Source organism: Bacteroides xylanisolvens (assembly GCF_018289135.1).
In the GTDB taxonomy this organism is placed as follows: domain Bacteria; phylum Bacteroidota; class Bacteroidia; order Bacteroidales; family Bacteroidaceae; genus Bacteroides; species Bacteroides xylanisolvens.
Genome location: NZ_CP072216.1, coordinates 949,655 through 967,009, shown reverse-complemented (window position 1 = coordinate 967,009; position 17,355 = coordinate 949,655). Strand labels below are relative to the sequence as shown.

Below are 17,355 nucleotides of genomic sequence, written 5' to 3'. Positions count from 1 at the left end.
TTGTTCTGTTATAAACTTGAGTGGACAAAGATACTAAAAAAACTATTCTGAATAAAACATAAACCATTGACTCGTATCGTAAATATGTACTAACTTTACAGCATGAAAAAGAAATTCCAACTCGAAGTTCCGGGAGGAGCCGATAAAGTCTTGCTTCATACTTGTTGTGCTCCTTGTTCATCAGCCATTATTGAATGTATGATGCAACATCATATCACCCCCGTTATTTATTATTGCAATCCTAATATTTATCCGCAGGAAGAGTATATTATAAGAAAAGAAGAATGTACGCGCTATGCCCAATCATTGGGATTGGAGATCATAGATGCTGATTACGATCATGAAAACTGGCGATGTCACATAATAGGAATGGAGCAGGAACCTGAAAGAGGAGGACGTTGCCTGCGTTGTTTTAAACTGCGTTTATTGGAGACAGCCCGTTACGCACACGAACATGGTTTCTCTGTAATTACCACGACACTTGCCTCCAGTCGTTGGAAAAGTCTGGAGCAGATCAATGAAGCCGGACAATATGCTACCGCCTCTTACCCGGATGTCACATACTGGGAACAGAATTGGCGGAAAGGGGGACTTAGCGAGCGACGTATTGCCATCATTAAAGAATACAACTTTTACAACCAACAATATTGCGGTTGCGAATTCAGCATGAGAAAAGAAGAATAAAACAAACCTGTCATCACCAGCCAATCAATGAATCGAAATAAAAAAGGTAAAAACAGAAAACTATTCAAAAAGAAATCACATTCTAATAATAGATTAGGATGTATCATCGCCATTATTGTGCTCATTCCTATTCTTTTTGGTGTTTATTTGTATTGCCAGCAGATTAATATCCAGAAAAATAACGAACCGCAAACTGATACTTCCTTTCAAATTCCACCCGGTAAAGATCTGGAGACACCTATATCACTAGTTCCCCGGCAAGAACAAATCATCCGCCATAGCGGATATACGGTATCATACAACAAAGATTTAAAAATTCCCAACTGGGTTTCTTACGAATTAACAAGAAAAGAAACCAAAGGAAAAGAAAAAAGAGGTAATCGCTTTATTACCGATCCACTAGTGACAGGTCCGATTGCCACAAATGCCGACTATACCCGTTCAGGATATGACAAAGGTCACATGGCTCCCGCCGCAGATATGAAATGGAGTCCTGAAGCCATGAAAGAATCATTTTATTTCAGCAATATGTGTCCGCAACATCCACAACTAAACAGAAGAGGATGGAAAAATCTGGAAGAAAAGATCCGGGATTGGGCCATAGCAGACAGCACCATCATTATTATATGTGGTCCTATTATTGAAAAATATCCCAAAACAATCGGAAAGAATAAAGTCGTAGTACCTCAAAAGTTTTTTAAAGTAGTCCTTTCTCCTTTTGTCAAGCCGATGCGAGCTATCGGTTTCTTATTCAATAATGAGCAGGCAGTAGAACCTCTATCATCCTATGCGGTAACAATAGATAGCATCGAGAGCCTGACTAACATGGATTTCTTCGCACCTCTGCCCGATGAGATAGAAAACAAAATAGAAGCAGATATTAATTACTCCCTGTGGCCTAATTAAGTAGCAAAACTCGTTTCTCTGAAATGAATTCATTTCCTTGTGCCAATGGCATTCTAGTTACAAACAGACTCTCACTTCAATAAAAGGGAGTTGTTGTATTACTCTCAAGGTTTCCCATTGTAACGTCAAGAGATTGTCTTATTCCCACATATTGTGGGAAAGTATTCTCTTATTTTATGAGAAAACATTCCCATATATTGCGGGAAAATAGTCCCACAATATATGGGAATAATGGAACTACTCTGGAAACAAAAAGATAATCACAATGAAAACAAAGAGACACAATAAGCAGCTGAATAAATCAAGCAAGGCAGACGTAACGTGAAAGAATGAATTCACAATCGCACCGAAAGAAAATATACTTTTGATGTAATCGCCTTATGATTCATCCTAAAAAGAGAACACTCCTATCCAAATTCTTTTTATCTTTGACGAACTTTTTAAATACACCTCAAAAGATGAAGAAAAAAAAGAGAAATATTCTACTATCAATTCTAATCGGAGCATTCCTCCTTTGTGCAGTTGCCGGAGGCACCTTTTATTATTATCTGTTTGCCCCCCAATTTCACCCATCTAAAACCGTATATATTTATGTAGACCGGGATGATACTGCCGATTCTATTTACCATAAAATAAAAGAATTCGGGCATGTCAATAAGTTCACCGGATTCCAGTGGATGGCAAAATACAAGGATTTCAATCAGAATATCCACACCGGTCGTTATGCCATTCGCCCCAATGACAACGTCTATCATGTATATAGCCGTTTTTCCAGAGGTTATCAGGAACCTATGAACCTTACTATCGGAAGCGTCCGGACATTAGACCGATTGGCGCGAAGCATCGGCAAGCAACTCATGATAGACTCTGCCGAAATCGCGAGCCAACTGTTCGACTCTACTTTCCTAGTTCAAATGGGATATACCAGTATAACACTCCCCAGCCTTTTCATACCGGAAACCTATCAGGTATATTGGGATATGAGCGTAGACGAATTCTTTAAACGAATAAAGGACGAACACAAACGCTTCTGGAATAAAGATCGCCTGTCACAAGCTACCGCCATCGGCATGACACCGGAAGAAGTCAGCACACTTGCTTCCATCGTTGAAGAAGAGACCAACAACAACGAAGAAAAGCCAATGGTAGCCGGATTGTATATCAACCGGTTACATCAAGATATGCCCTTACAAGCAGATCCCACCATCAAATTTGCCCTGCAGGATTTTGGCCTGCGCCGAATTACCAACGAGCATTTAAAAGTCAATTCTCCCTACAATACCTATATAAATACCGGATTACCTCCGGGTCCCATCCGTATTCCCTCTAAAAAGGGAATAGACAGCGTGTTGAACTATACCAAACATAACTATATCTACATGTGCGCCAAAGAAGATTTTTCCGGTACTCACAACTTTGCCTCCAATTACGCCGACCACATGGCAAATGCAAGAAAATACTGGAAAGCCCTGAATGAAAGAAAGATTTTCAAGTAAATTTGTGATAAAACGAACGGAAAAGCCTATCTTTGCCCGATAGATTAACAAACTGTGATCAACACTAAATAAAAGAAATAGATATGAGCAAGCAACTCTTACTTGGCGATGAAGCCATTGCACAAGCTGCACTGGATGCCGGACTTTCAGGCGTTTATGCCTATCCGGGTACTCCTTCAACTGAAATTACGGAATATATTCAAATGGCCCCTATAACGACCGAACAGAATATACACAACCGTTGGTGTGCCAATGAAAAAACAGCGATGGAAGCTGCGTTGGGTATGTCTTTCGTAGGTAAACGGGCATTAGTTTGTATGAAGCACGTAGGTATGAATGTAGCTGCCGACTGCTTCGTCAACTCTGCCATCACAGGCGTGAAAGGCGGATTGATTGTGATAGCCGCAGACGACCCCAGTATGCACTCCTCGCAGAACGAACAGGACAGCCGTTTCTACGGAGATTTCTCACTGATACCGATGTACGAACCAAGCAATCAGCAGGAAGCGTATGATATGGTATACAGTGGTTTCGAATTCTCTGAAAAAGTAGGCGAACCGATCCTGATGCGTATGGTAACCCGCCTGGCACACTCCCGTTCAGGAGTAGAACGCAAAGAGCAGAAGCCGCAGAACAGCATCTCTTTCAGCGAAGATCCGCGTCAGTTCATCTTGTTGCCGGGAAATGCCCGCAAACGCTACAAAGTATTGCTTGCCCGCCAAGACGAATTTATCAAAGCTTCAGAAGAATCACCTTATAATAAATACACAGACGGTCCTAACAAAAAGCTGGGAATCGTAGCTTGTGGTATCGGTTACAATTATCTGATGGAAAACTATCCGGAAGGTTGCGAATATCCGGTACTCAAGATCGGCCAATATCCATTGCCTAAAAAACAATTGCATCAATTGATCGAGTCTTGTGACGAAATCCTAGTTCTGGAAGACGGACAACCCTTTGTAGAAAAACAATTGAAAGGTTATCTGGGTATCGGCGTTAAAGTAAAAGGACGCCTCGACGGTACTCTGTCACAGGACGGAGAGTTAAATCCGGACTCTGTAGCCCGTGCCGTAGGTAAAGAGAATAAATCGGAATTCGGTATTCCTTCTGTTGTAGAAATGCGCCCGCCTGCACTTTGCGAAGGCTGCGGACACCGCGATATGTATATCACGCTGACCGAAGTTCTGAAAGAAGAATATCCATCTCATAAAGTATTCAGCGATATCGGCTGTTATACATTAGGTGCAAATGCTCCTTTCAATGCAATTAATTCATGCGTGGATATGGGTGCTTCCATTACGATGGCAAAAGGTGCCGCTGACGGAGGTCTTTTCCCGGCTGTAGCTGTCATCGGCGACTCAACGTTCACCCATTCCGGAATGACCGGACTGTTAGATTGCGTGAACGAGAACGCCAGTGTAACCATCGTCATCTCCGACAATGAAACCACCGCCATGACAGGTGGACAGGATTCTGCCGGAACCGGACGCATCGAAGCGATCTGTGCAGGTATCGGAGTAGATCCGGCCCATATCCGTGTAGTTACTCCATTGAAGAAGAACTATGAGGAAATGAAGCAAATCATTCGCGAAGAAATCGAATATCGTGGTGTATCTGTCATTATCCCACGCAGAGAGTGTATCCAGACATTAGCACGCAAAAAAAGAAGTAAGTAAGCCATGAAAAAAGACATTATATTATCAGGAGTCGGCGGACAGGGAATTCTGTCCATTGCCACAGTAATCGGCAAAGCTGCCTTGAAAGAAGGATTATACATGAAACAAGCGGAAGTGCACGGAATGAGTCAACGCGGAGGAGATGTCCAATCCAATCTCCGTATCAGCGACCAGCCGATTGCTTCAGACCTGATCCCGTCAGGCAAATGTGATCTCATCATCTCACTGGAACCGATGGAAGGATTGCGTTACCTCCCCTACCTTAGCCCTACCGGCTGGTTGGTGACTAACGAAACCCCATTTGTCAACATCCCCAATTATCCGGAAACAGACAAAGTGATGGCAGAAATCAACAAACTGCCTCATAAGATAGTATTGAACGTAGACAAAGTGGCAAAAGAAGTAGGCTCCGCCCGCGTTGCCAACATTGTCTTACTGGGAGCAACAATCCCATTCCTGGGCATTGATTACGAAAAAGTGCAAGACAGCATCCGCGAAATCTTCCTGCGTAAGGGAGAAGCAATTGTAGAAATGAATCTTAAAGCATTGGCAGCCGGCAAAGAAATTGCGGAAAAGCTGATGCAATAAAAGGCATTACCATGAGTACACAATACTGGGAAGAAGAATTAGAAACCATGAGCCGGGAGAAGTTGCAGGAATTGCAGCTTCAACGGCTTAAAAAAACAATTAATATAGCTGCGAACGCTCCATATTACAAAGAAGTTTTCAGCAAACATGGCATCACAGCAGATAGCATACAGTCATTGGATGATATCCGCAAAGTACCTTTCACTACCAAATCTGACATGCGCGCCCACTACCCGTTCGGACTGGTGGCAGGTGATATGAGCAATGATGGTGTACGTATTCACTCTTCCAGTGGTACCACCGGAAACCCGACTGTTATCGTTCACTCACAGCACGACCTCGATTCTTGGGCCAATCTGGTAGCCCGCTGTCTGTACGCAGTAGGAATACGCAAGACTGACGTTTTCCAAAACAGCTCCGGATACGGTATGTTTACAGGAGGTTTAGGCTTCCAATACGGCGCAGAACGCTTGGGCTGCCTGACAGTCCCTGCCGCTGCAGGAAACAGTAAACGACAGATTAAATTCATCAACGACTTTAAGACTACCGCTTTACATGCTATCCCCAGCTATGCCATCCGCCTTGCAGAAGTCTTCCAGGAAGAAGGTCTCGATCCCAAAGGAACCACACTGAAAACCCTGGTTATCGGCGCCGAACCCCACACCGACGAACAACGCCGGAAAATAGAAAAGATGCTGGGTGTAAAAGCATACAACAGCTTCGGTATGACAGAGATGAACGGCCCCGGTGTTGCCTTCGAATGTCAGGAACAGAATGGAATGCACTTTTGGGAAGACTGTTACCTGGTAGAAATTATCGACCCGGAAACAGGCGAACCTGTTCCGGAAGGAGAAATCGGAGAATTAGTACTTACGACTCTTGATCGTGAAATGATGCCGTTAATTCGCTATCGTACCCGCGATTTAACCCGTATTCTTCCCGGAAAATGCCCATGTGGCCGTACCCATATCCGTATCGACCGTATCAAGGGCCGCAGTGACGATATGTTCATTATCAAGGGAGTAAACATCTTCCCGATGCAGGTAGAAAAGATTCTCGTACAATTCCCCGAATTAGGCAGCAACTACCTGATTACGCTGGAGACAGTCAACAATCAAGACGAAATGATCGTCGAAGTAGAATTAAGCGACCTTTCTACCGACAATTATATTGAACTGGAGAAGATCCGCAAGGATATTACCCGCCAATTGAAGGATGAAATATTGGTGACTCCTAAAGTTAAACTGGTAAAGAAAGGCTCTCTTCCTCAAAGCGAAGGAAAAGCCGTCCGGGTAAAAGACTTAAGAGACAACAAGTAACGATTCAAATATCCATGTGCTAATATACCAACCGCCGTTTTCACCATGCGGAATGGAATATTAGCACATTATTAATTAATATCATACAGCATGCAATTACTTAAAAAAAGAATTCTGCAAGACGGAAAATGCTACGAAGGAGGTATCCTGAAAGTAGACGGTTTTATTAATCATCAAATGGACCCTGTCCTGATGAAATCAATCGGAGTCGAGTTTGTCCGTCGTTTTGCAGCCACAAACGTAAATAAGATTATGACAATCGAAGCCAGCGGCATCGCCCCGGCTATCATGACGGGCTACCTAATGGATTTACCAGTTGTATTTGCAAAGAAAAAGTCTCCTAAAACCATCCAGAATGCACTAAGCACCACTGTGCACTCATTCACTAAAGATCGTGATTATGAAGTCGTTATCAGTGCCGATTTCCTCACTCCAAATGACAATGTTCTTTTCGTGGATGACTTCCTCGCGTATGGCAATGCTGCATTAGGCATTATCGACCTCATCAAGCAATCCGGAGCAAATTTGGTAGGAATGGGCTTCATAATTGAAAAAGCCTTCCAAAATGGGCGTAAAAAACTCGAGGAGCAAGGCGTCAGAGTAGAAAGCCTGGCTATCATTGAAGATTTATCCAATTGCTGCATTAAAATCAAAGACGAGTAGATTAATTGGCGAGTAGATTAATTAGGATTGAAATACTGCCCTTTATCTTTCGTTCTTTTCCCATATTGCACCGCATGCTGCGGACAAACATGATAACATGCCAGGCATGAGGTGCAATCCATCCCCCAAACAGGCTTTCTGCCCACCATCATAATATTCCCTACCGGACAACTCTTCTCACAACGCTTACATCCAATACAAGCATCCGTAGTATAAAAATTCTCGGGAGACATCTGAAAGCGATTAAATAAAGGATTGATAATCCTCGTCTTAATAAAAGGGATACTCCCTTCATGACAAAGAAACAACTCCTCTCTCCTACTTATCGAAGCATTTATTTGATTGACAGTCGGAATAGCATCTGCCAGCTTTTTCTCCTCCAGCTCTTTCTTATCTACGTCAAAACCGGGAAGCAATACATAATTATTGGGCATAGTCACAGAAAAGCCTGCATGACACTTCCAGCCTTTATAACTCAAAGCCTTCTCCAACACCTGCTGCGTAAGCCCGGTATCATCCCCACAGGAACAAACAAAAAACAAATATTGCCTTTTATACCCCTTTAAAGAGAGTTGCCGAATAAAATTAAGTACGATTGCAGGAGGCGCCCACGAATAGACAGGAAATACAAAACCGATCTTTTCATCTTCCCGCAAACAAAACTCAAACGTTCTGTTCTTTAACGCATCGGGAATAAAAACCAATTCTTCTTTTTGCTCTTTGGAAAGCTGATTTGCAATCCATTTAGAATTACCTGTACCGGAGAAATAGAATATCATAGAAAAGTATATAAAAAAGCCGCATCGACGATGTGATGAAACTCTGATAGAACAAGATTTGAGCGCTCGCCCTCTTTGTAATCCACCGGCTTAAAGCTGTCCCGAAGGATGTGGCCCGCCATTGAAGAACGAAGCTTTCTCGGTGCATCAGATTAATTTGAAGAGTTTCCCGATCCAGTCGATACGGCTAATATTTTTGTATCACAAATGTAATAAGAATACATGAAACTAACAAGAAAAAAAAGGATTTTGTTTGCCAACTAACATTTTTTTTATTCCCTTTCATCTGCCTAACAAAAGAAAAGTGTCAGTTACTAGCTTAGTAACTGACACTTTGTAACTCGTAAACTATTGATGCTTAAGCAGCTTTTGCTTTTGCAACTACAGCTTTGAAAGCTTCCGGGTGATTCATAGCTAAATCAGCCAAAACCTTACGGTTTATTTCAATACCGGCTTTGTGCAGACCGCCCATCAATTTAGAATAAGACATTCCTTCAAGACGTGCAGCAGCGTTGATACGTTGTATCCAAAGAGCGCGGAAGTTTCTTTTCTTATTTCTACGGTCACGGAACGCGTAAGTCAAACCCTTTTCCCAAGTGTTTTTAGCTACGGTCCATACATTCTTTCTTGCACCAAAGTAACCTCTGGTTAATTTCAAAATTTTCTTTCTTCTTGCTTTTGAAGCAACATGATTTACTGATCTTGGCATAGTTTTACTTTTTTTGAATGTTAGCGCCGCTACTTCACGCAGCGAACTTCAGGCTAATGCATTCGGTTAATACTTTAATAATACTTTTACGCTTTTGATTACTTCATTGCTAAGAGTTCCTTAACCTGGCTTACATTTGTTGTATCAACAGTTGTAGAGTAGCACAGATTTCTTTTTCTCTTCTTAGTTTTCTTAGTCAAAATGTGACTGTGAAAAGCGTGCTTTCTTTTGATTTTACCTGTTCCGGTAAGGGTAAACCTTTTTTTAGAACCGGAGTTAGTCTTCATCTTTGGCATCTTACTTGTTTTTAAATTATTAAATATATAATGGCAACGCACTATACCTGCGCGTTACGCATCCTTTCTTATTCTTCGCCCTTTTCCGGCTTCTCTGCTTTTTGTGCAGGAGCAGCAGGTTTCGGTGCTCCAGCTGTTGCCGACTTTTTAGGAGCTTCTTTCTTTTTCGGAGAAAGCTGAATAGTCATGCGCTTACCTTCCAGTATCGGCATTTGATCTACTTTAGCGTAGTCTTCCAGGTCATTTGCAAAACGAAGCAAAAGCACTTCACCTTGCTCCTTGAAAAGGATGGAGCGACCTTTAAAGAATACATAAGCCTTCACCTTATCGCCATCTTCCAAAAATCCTTTAGCATGCTTCAACTTAAAGTTGTAATCATGGTCGTCTGTCTGGGGTCCGAAACGGATTTCCTTCACATTAACCTTAACCTGCTTCGCTTTCTGTTCCTTCTGGCGTTTCTTTAATTGATAAAGAAATTTAGAATAATCAATAATACGACAAACAGGGGGTTGAGCATTAGGAGAAATTTCCACTAAATCCAATTCTCTCTCTTCAGCCATTTTCAGAGCCTGAAAGATTGGATATACTTTCGGTTCAATATCATCGCTTACTATGCGAACTTCCTTGGCACGAATCTGTTCATTGATTCTGTATTGCCCTTTTAGAGTGTCATTCTTCATTAAAAACGTATACTTCCTAGTTTGATCTTTTTATTGTTATACTAAATATTTTATTCTGAAACGGCTGCAAAGTTACCATTTATTTATCATATTCTGAACTTCTTCGTTCAAAATTTTAGCAAATTCTTCAAATTTCATGGTTCCTTTGTCACCTTCGCCTTGTCTACGAACAGAAACTTCTCCATTTTCAGCTTCTTTTTCGCCGACAATCAGCATATAAGGAATACGTTTCATCTCATTATCACGAATCTTACGGCCGATCTTCTCGTTACGATCATCTACAATCGCACGGATTTCGTGTATCTTCAGATACATCTTCACCTGCTCTGCATATTCATTGAACTTCTCACTGATTGGCAGAATAACTACCTGTTCCGGTGTCAGCCACAATGGGAATTTACCGGCAGTATGTTCAATCAGTACGGCAACAAAACGTTCCATTGATCCGAACGGAGCACGGTGAATCATTACCGGGCGATGCTTCTGATTGTCAGAACCCATATATTCAAGTTCAAAACGTTCCGGCAAGTTGTAGTCAACCTGGATCGTACCCAGTTGCCAACGACGACCGATAGCGTCTTTCACCATAAAGTCAAGTTTAGGACCATAGAAAGCAGCTTCTCCATACTCAATCTTAGCCGGCAAGCCTTTTTCCGCACAAGCCTCGATAATAGCCTGTTCAGCCTTCTCCCAGTTATCATCGCTACCGATATACTTTTCACGGTTCACTTTATCACGCAAAGATATCTGTGCTTCAAAATTCTGGAAATCCATAGAACGGAACACGATAGATATGATATCCATCACACGAAGGAATTCATCTTTCACTTGTTCCGGACGGCAGAAGATATGCGCATCATCCTGTGTAAAGCTACGTACACGAGTTAAACCATGTAACTCACCACTTTGTTCATAACGACAAACCGTACCAAATTCTGCAATACGCAATGGAAGGTCCTTATATGAACGTGGGAAGTTCTTGTAAATCTCACAGTGGTGAGGGCAGTTCATCGGTTTCAAGAAATACTCTTCACCCTCTTCCGGAGTATGAATAGGCTGGAATGCATCCTTACCATATTTTGCATAGTGACCTGAAGTCACATACAGCAATTTATTACCAATTGGCGGAGTGATTACTTCCTGATAATCGTAACGTGTCTGAATACGACGCAAGAACTCTTGCAGACGCAGACGCAATGCAGTACCTTTCGGCAACCACATAGGCAGTCCCTTACCTACAGTTTCGGAGAACATAAACAACTGCATCTCCTTACCGATCTTACGGTGGTCACGCTTCTTCGCTTCTTCCAGCAATACCAGATATTCATCCAGCATTTTCTTCTTCGGGAACGTGATACCATAAATACGGGTCAGCATCTTACGATCTTCATGACCGCGCCAGTAAGCACCAGCCACTGAAGTCAACTTGATAGCCTTGATCGGAGCAGTCGTCATCAAGTGAGGACCACGACAAAGGTCAGTAAATGCACCCTGAGTATAAGTTGTAATGTGTCCGTCTTCCAATTCGGAGATCAATTCACATTTGTATGTTTCGCCACGATCGCCAAACATTTTCAGAGCATCTGTCTTTGCGATGCTTTTTCTGACTACCTCTTCTTTCTTTGCAACCAGTTCCAACATTTTAGCTTCAATGGCTGGAAGGTCGCTTTCTTTAATCACAGCTTCACCCGGATCCACATCATAGTAGAATCCGTTCTCGATAGCCGGTCCGATACCAAACTGGATACCCGGATAAAGTTCCTGCAAAGCTTCCGCCAGCAAGTGTGCACTTGTATGCCAAAACGCATGTTTACCTTCTTCATCATCCCATTTATAAAGAACAAAATTAGCATCTTCATTAATAGGACGTCCTAAATCATAAGTCTCGCCGTTCACTCCACATGCCAGCACTTCCTGTGCCAGACGCGAACTGATACTTTCAGCAATCTGTAAACCGTTCACTCCTTCGTTATACTCACGAACGGAGCCATCGGGAAATGTTATCTTTATCATAATATGATGATGTTATATTTTCATAATTTGAACGCAAAAGTAACTAAATCTTTTGAGTTTTCTATTTTTTATCAAAAAAATGTTATTCCGATTGATCCGTAAAACGTTTGATAACATTATAAGCAGAAACAATCCCCAACTCACCGGCTTTACTCAAATCTGAAATACCTAGTTTATTATTTCCTAAGAAAATATGAGTCAATCCACGGTTGAAGTAAGCATCCGCAAAATCAGGATTCAGTTCAATCGCCTTATCATAGTCGACAATTGCAGCCCGGTAATCTTTCAACATGGCAGAAACATTGGCACGATTATAATATGCATATACAAAGTCCGGAGCCAGATTTATCACCTTATCCAAATCTTTTCTCACCACCTCATAATCTACTGCGGTAATCTCTTTACGCTTATTATCGCCAGGAACAACATCTGTTTCGACAGCTTGTTCCGCTTTCTGATATTCCAACTGTTTACAACGAATCAATGCACGCATAAAATATGCCGGGAAGAAATCACCATCCAACAAGATTGTCTGAGTCAAATCAGAGACCGCACTCGAGAAGTCCTGCACCAAATAAAAATCAATTGCACGGGCAAAACGTTTTGAGGCATTCTTATCATCTTCCACAATAGCCGATGTATGTGTATCGATCAAGGCAAAATGCACTTTCACCTGTTCTTCCGTCAACGGAGCTTCCATATTCGTGATGCGAAGACGTTTCGGAAGTATACCTGTACGGTTTAAATCCTCAATATATTTGTGGAAGTTCACCGAACGCTTCACGTCACTCATCTTCTCATAATAAGTCAAAGCGAACATCGGTTCCAGTTTTATATTTACGTTCTTATCCTGCACACGTCCACGATAATCACTTGTATAGCGTTGTTCAGCTTCGGAATCATCGGCAATCACTATCTTACGATAGTTATTCATATTCTTATCTGATTTCTTACGGGTCTTCTCTCCGCCTTCCTCTTCGTTTTCCTTATCCTTATTCTGTGCTACATCTTTATTCGTCACACCGTTCTGCTTATCTATCTGAGCTTTCATGACTTTAAACTCGTCCTGCTCCGCTCCTTTCTTGTCACCAATCTTTCTGCGAGCTTCTGAACGCTGGTAATATCCGGCAAGGAAGTTCGGATACTGGTTGATAACAGTTGTGTAATCTTGTATTGCCCCGCGATAATCACCCGTTTGGGCACGTAGCAATCCACGGTTAAAGACAGCCATCATATTATCCGGCTCCATCTTGATGACAAAGTCAAAATCTTCAATAGCCCGGTTGTCATCTCCTACCCGAGCACGCAACAAACCACGGTTATAATGACCGATAAAGTTATTCGGATCAATATCCAACGCCAGATCATAATCGCTCATAGCGCCTCTCAAATTATTCTGATGAAAGCGTGCCAATGCACGGTTTATATAATTTCCCGCATTCTTAGCGCTCAAAGGAATAGCACGGTTGAAATCCGCTTCAGCTTCCGCATACTTAGCCTGCTGTAATTTAACGATCGCTCTTGCAGACCATGCGTCCGGATCATATTTATCCAGTTCAAGAGCCTTATTGAAGTCGTTCAAGGCAGCAATCGTATCTTTCTGTTGCAAGGACACTTCCCCCCTCATCAAATAAGCGCGGGTATAACGCGGAGATACTTTCAGCAAACTTTCCAAATCCTCTTTCGCAGCATCATAATCTTTCTTCTGGATATGAGATAATGTCAGATTATGCCATAAGGTAATATTCTCCGGATCATAATGCAATGCTTTCTTGTAATCTTCAATCGCTCCATCAAATTTACTCTGACGAATCCTTGCCAAACCACGAATCTGATAAGCACCCACCACAAACGGATTGCGTTGGATAGCTGCATCACAGTCTATTTCAGCACCCTGGAAATCCTCCAGGTTTAGTTTTGCCAATGCCCTGAAGAAATAAGGCTCATACAGATAAGGTTTAGCGTTAATAACCTGGTTAAAGTACTGAATAGAAAGTACATAGTCCTCAAAATAAAGAGCGTTTCGGGCAATAGTCATCACCCGATCCGTATTTATCTGAGCACACACCAGCGTTGGGAACAGTAATAAAACTGTTAAGATTCTTTTTACCATTGATATTTTATGCTTGTAAACGAAGCAAAAATAATGCTTTTCGCTTACTTAACAGGGATATAAACGTTTTTTATCTTTATTTCACCTGTTTCATCTTATAAGAACTGCGTGCTTTTCCCTTCAACATCGTATTCAGCTTTCCTTTAATCATCTGCTTACGAAGCGGTGAGATATGGTCGATAAACATCTTACCATCCAAATGATCGAATTCATGCTGCATCACCCGAGCCAGATAACCCTCCACCTCTTCTTCATGCTCCACAAAATTCTCGTCCATATATTTCACGCGAATTTTATCACCTCTTTTCACTGTTTCATGAATACCGGGAAGACTGAGACAGCCCTCTTCCATGTTCACTTCTTCGCCCCCGACTTCCAGAATGTGGGGATTGATATAAGCCTTATTGAAGTCTTTAAATTCAGGATACTCCTCCGAAAGCGGATCCAACGTAATAGTAACCACGCGAATAGGCAAACCAATCTGCGGAGCAGCCAGTCCTACGCCATCGGCGTGCACCATTGTTTCAAACATGTTTTCAATCAACTCTTTCAGGTTCGGATAATCCGGTGTTATGTCCTCTGCAACCTTTCTCAATACAGGCTGACCATATACATAAATAGGTAAAATCATATTTTTATACTCTACTAAAAATTAAGTTATTCAATATCTTCTATTAAAAACGTTTACTCTCCAAATATGTTTGCAAAATAATAGTAGCACTTATCTCATCCACCAATGCTTTATTTTGGCGGTCCTTTTTCTTCAGACCGGCCTCCAACATGGTACGATGCGCAAGAACAGAAGTGAACCGTTCGTCCACATACTCGACCGGAAGGTCCGGATAGCGCTTCTTCAGCGAACGAACAAAAGGTTCTATATTCTTCATATTCTCCGAAACCTCATTATTCATTTGCTTTGGCAATCCAATAATAATCCGCTCCACCGGTTCTTTAGCCATATATTCACCGATAAAGTTTAGAAGTTCATGCGTAGGCACTGTTGTCAATCCGTTCGCGATCAACTGCATAGTATCGCTCACAGCTATCCCAGTACGCTTTCTTCCATAATCAATTGCTACTATTCTGCTCATGGGGTACAAAAATACAAAAAAGACGCTTCCTGTGAAAGGAAACGTCTCTTTTATTCTATTATTTAAAATGTATATTATTCTTCAACAATAGCTACACGGCTTAACTTAGCATCATCATAGAACATGTTGCCTACGCCACCCTTGTAATCAACTTTCAACTGAGAAGCAGGAACACCGAATTCATTAACCATCAAGTCACGAACTGCTTCAGCTCTCTTCTTACTCAATTTCATGTTATATTCAGCAGAACCAGTACCTTTATCAGCATAACCTGTTACAGTAAATACTTTATCAGTTGCTTTGATACCTTTAGCCATAGCTTCGATATTCATATACTCTCTCTTGCTGATGTTGCTCTTTCCGATATTAAATACAACAACGTAACGTGGAATGAAACCAGCTTCTTTCTTAACGATCACTTCCGGTTTTTTGTTACGTGCTTCAACCAAGTCACGTTTCAAAGATTCGTTTTCACCCTTCAGAGCGTTTACTCTGTCTCTCATGTCGTTCAACTGGCTTTCCGGAACCATCGGTACAGTAGGAACAGCATCCCAACCACGTTTCTTGAACTTGTAAGTAACACCTACAGTCAGACCAGCCAATCCTTCAGGACCTGAGTTACCAAATGCGCCTTTCATCAAAAGTCCGCGCAATTCAACGTTAAGATCCAAAGCTGAAGACAGACGGAAGCGGTTGATCAAACCGGCATTGATACCCAGTTCATCATAACCCGGACCTTTACCTGTGTGTACGAATCCAGCACCTACATAAGGAATGAATGAGTACAGACGATCTTCTTTATAACCACAGAACATATTGGTAAGGTTCAACAATACGTCTCCGTGAAGGTTAACAACATTCCATTTTTCTTTGTAGTAACCATTAGAGTACTGTCCTCCGTCTACAAGCGGACCGTTAGCATAAGGAGTAGCACCTTTAGCCTGAAGACCGTTGTAAGCCACGCGTAATCCGATACCTGGAGTAAACCACTTACCTACAGCAATGTCAAGTGCCGGAGCAAGACGTTTTCCGAAATCAGCTTTACCATCATTGTCGCCAAAATACATTTGTGCGCCAACGCCACCACTAATAAACCAGTTAGCACCAAAGCGGTTAGTTTCCACTCTATAACTCTTTGCTGCATTTTCTTTTTCTTGTGCAGGCAAACATACAGATGCTGCTGCCAATAAAATAAACAATAAACCCTTTTTCATCTCAATTTATTTTAGTAAATAATATATTTCAATTGTCTTACAGGATAGATACACAACCCAAATGTTCTACACCTGACTAAGAGACAATAAACGTCATTCTTCTTTCTAAATTTAGTGCAAATATAGATATTTAATATAACACAAACAAAAAAACACGTAAATTTTCATTCATTCATAGATTTTTATAGAGCGATAAAAGTCTTTCTGATTATCCGTTTATGCACCTGTTATATTCGCAATTACTAGTCTGTCAAAGAGTTTGTCTCCAAAATACCGTCTGTTTAATTTGTAAATAAACTCGTTGAGATACAACTGTAAGTATTTCCTTTTGATTTTATGGTAGTTGCCCAGCAATGTCCGTTTTGCATTACTGATTGCGATATGCACCCATTTGAGTGTTTCCTTGGTGGTTTTGGCGTCTGATTTCTCGGTGACGTGCAATTCCACCAGATCGGAGATGTCAACGTAAGAAGTGCTTTTGTCCGAAAATACGATGGCATCATCCTCCATGCAGTCCCTGACCACGCCGTTGATTCCTTCACTTTGATGGCTATCCAGTACCCTGGCCTTGAAATAACGCACATGCTTCTCCTTTTTGCCCGTTTCGATATCTTCCAACGGGGTGCTTTCGGCCATCACCGCAACGTTCTGCTTTCCCTCGGCTCCCCGGCCACGTGTACCCTTGCCTCGCTCGATTTCCTTACTGGCCACCGAAAAGTAACCCTCATCCAGTTCTATCATCCCTTCCAGTGTATACCTTGCATCCCGGTTGCCCATCGCCCTGCGGAGTTTGTGTACCATCGCCCATACCGGTTCGTAACGCTTCAATCCTAATTGCTTCTGGAGTTCGTTGGTGGAGAATCCCTTTTTTGTGCAACTCATCAGGAACATCGTTTTGTACCACACCAGAAACGGCAGCTTGGAGCTCTCCATGATCGTACCGCTGCGCAACGAGGTGCGGAAACGGCAACCTTTGCATTCATAACTCCATTTACCCTGTAACCAATAATGGGAAGTGCCCCCGCATCGCTTGCAGACAACCCCTTCCTTATCACGCTGCTCCTTGAAATGCAAACGACAATCTTCCTCCGAACCGAAATGAGCCGTAAAACTGAATATGTTCATAAT

General features: G+C 42.0%; 17 protein-coding genes. 7 read left to right on the top strand and 10 right to left on the bottom strand.

All coding sequences use genetic code 11. The annotated features are described in order from the left end of the window. The first annotated feature begins 102 nt into the window (after nucleotides 1-102). The 7 genes from INE92_RS04220 (at nucleotide 103) to xpt (ending at nucleotide 7,332) form a co-directional block, all read left to right on the top strand. Nucleotides 103-684, top strand: a complete 582-nt coding sequence (locus INE92_RS04220; RefSeq protein ID WP_008022000.1) for an epoxyqueuosine reductase QueH — start codon at nucleotides 103-105, stop codon at nucleotides 682-684. Nucleotides 685-711: 27 nt separating this feature from the next. Then, on the top strand, nucleotides 712-1,590 hold the full coding sequence (locus INE92_RS04215; protein ID WP_004313252.1) for a DNA/RNA non-specific endonuclease: 879 nt from the start codon (nucleotides 712-714) through the stop codon (nucleotides 1,588-1,590). Between the two features lie 458 nt (nucleotides 1,591-2,048). Continuing rightward, nucleotides 2,049-3,086 (top strand): endolytic transglycosylase MltG, encoded by a 1,038-nt coding sequence (mltG, locus tag INE92_RS04210; RefSeq protein ID WP_008644108.1) that lies wholly within the window; start codon nucleotides 2,049-2,051, stop codon nucleotides 3,084-3,086. Between the two features lie 83 nt (nucleotides 3,087-3,169). After that, a complete protein-coding gene (locus INE92_RS04205; RefSeq protein WP_008644106.1) occupies nucleotides 3,170-4,762 on the top strand; it encodes a thiamine pyrophosphate-dependent enzyme in 1,593 nt (530 codons plus the stop codon). 3 nt (nucleotides 4,763-4,765) lie between these two features. Continuing rightward, nucleotides 4,766-5,350, top strand: coding sequence for an indolepyruvate oxidoreductase subunit beta (locus INE92_RS04200; RefSeq protein WP_004311458.1), 585 nt, complete (start codon nucleotides 4,766-4,768; stop codon nucleotides 5,348-5,350). Nucleotides 5,351-5,361: 11 nt separating this feature from the next. Continuing rightward, complete coding sequence (locus tag INE92_RS04195) at nucleotides 5,362-6,669, top strand: phenylacetate--CoA ligase (RefSeq protein ID WP_004313249.1); 1,308 nt, start codon at nucleotides 5,362-5,364, stop codon at nucleotides 6,667-6,669. A gap of 90 nt (nucleotides 6,670-6,759) precedes the next feature. After that, on the top strand, nucleotides 6,760-7,332 hold the full coding sequence (gene xpt, locus INE92_RS04190; RefSeq protein WP_004311456.1) for a xanthine phosphoribosyltransferase: 573 nt from the start codon (nucleotides 6,760-6,762) through the stop codon (nucleotides 7,330-7,332). A 17-nt stretch (nucleotides 7,333-7,349) separates the two neighbouring features. Here the strand turns inward: xpt and INE92_RS04185 are convergent, their stop codons facing one another. The 10 genes from INE92_RS04185 to INE92_RS04140 all read right to left on the bottom strand — a co-directional run bounded on the left by INE92_RS04185 (nucleotide 7,350) and on the right by INE92_RS04140 (nucleotide 17,352). Beyond that, the gene (locus INE92_RS04185) at nucleotides 7,350-8,111 is read right to left on the bottom strand and encodes an EFR1 family ferrodoxin (protein ID WP_195436398.1); all 762 of its coding nucleotides are present in this window, start codon (nucleotides 8,109-8,111) and stop codon (nucleotides 7,350-7,352) included. Nucleotides 8,112-8,469: 358 nt separating this feature from the next. Further along, nucleotides 8,470-8,820: a 50S ribosomal protein L20 gene (gene rplT / locus INE92_RS04180; RefSeq protein WP_004297540.1), complete on the bottom strand. Its 351-nt coding sequence runs from the start codon at nucleotides 8,818-8,820 to the stop codon at nucleotides 8,470-8,472. 98 nt (nucleotides 8,821-8,918) lie between these two features. Beyond that, nucleotides 8,919-9,116, bottom strand: a complete 198-nt coding sequence (rpmI, locus tag INE92_RS04175; RefSeq protein ID WP_004326827.1) for a 50S ribosomal protein L35 — start codon at nucleotides 9,114-9,116, stop codon at nucleotides 8,919-8,921. Between the two features lie 68 nt (nucleotides 9,117-9,184). Next, on the bottom strand, nucleotides 9,185-9,796 hold the full coding sequence (infC, locus tag INE92_RS04170) for a translation initiation factor IF-3 (RefSeq protein WP_195436399.1): 612 nt from the start codon (nucleotides 9,794-9,796) through the stop codon (nucleotides 9,185-9,187). Between the two features lie 72 nt (nucleotides 9,797-9,868). Then, nucleotides 9,869-11,809, bottom strand: a complete 1,941-nt coding sequence (gene thrS / locus INE92_RS04165; RefSeq protein WP_195436400.1) for a threonine--tRNA ligase — start codon at nucleotides 11,807-11,809, stop codon at nucleotides 9,869-9,871. An 82-nt stretch (nucleotides 11,810-11,891) separates the two neighbouring features. Beyond that, nucleotides 11,892-13,922: a tetratricopeptide repeat protein gene (locus tag INE92_RS04160; RefSeq protein WP_195436401.1), complete on the bottom strand. Its 2,031-nt coding sequence runs from the start codon at nucleotides 13,920-13,922 to the stop codon at nucleotides 11,892-11,894. Between the two features lie 76 nt (nucleotides 13,923-13,998). Next, nucleotides 13,999-14,553, bottom strand: a complete 555-nt coding sequence (def, locus tag INE92_RS04155; RefSeq protein WP_004313245.1) for a peptide deformylase — start codon at nucleotides 14,551-14,553, stop codon at nucleotides 13,999-14,001. A 43-nt stretch (nucleotides 14,554-14,596) separates the two neighbouring features. Beyond that, the gene (gene ruvX, locus INE92_RS04150) at nucleotides 14,597-15,013 is read right to left on the bottom strand and encodes a Holliday junction resolvase RuvX (protein WP_008021987.1); all 417 of its coding nucleotides are present in this window, start codon (nucleotides 15,011-15,013) and stop codon (nucleotides 14,597-14,599) included. 74 nt (nucleotides 15,014-15,087) lie between these two features. Further along, nucleotides 15,088-16,227 (bottom strand): OmpA family protein, encoded by a 1,140-nt coding sequence (locus INE92_RS04145; RefSeq protein WP_004313243.1) that lies wholly within the window; start codon nucleotides 16,225-16,227, stop codon nucleotides 15,088-15,090. A gap of 216 nt (nucleotides 16,228-16,443) precedes the next feature. Next, nucleotides 16,444-17,352 (bottom strand): IS1595-like element ISBbi1 family transposase, encoded by a 909-nt coding sequence (locus tag INE92_RS04140; RefSeq protein WP_005807145.1) that lies wholly within the window; start codon nucleotides 17,350-17,352, stop codon nucleotides 16,444-16,446. Nucleotides 17,353-17,355 lie beyond the last annotated feature (3 nt).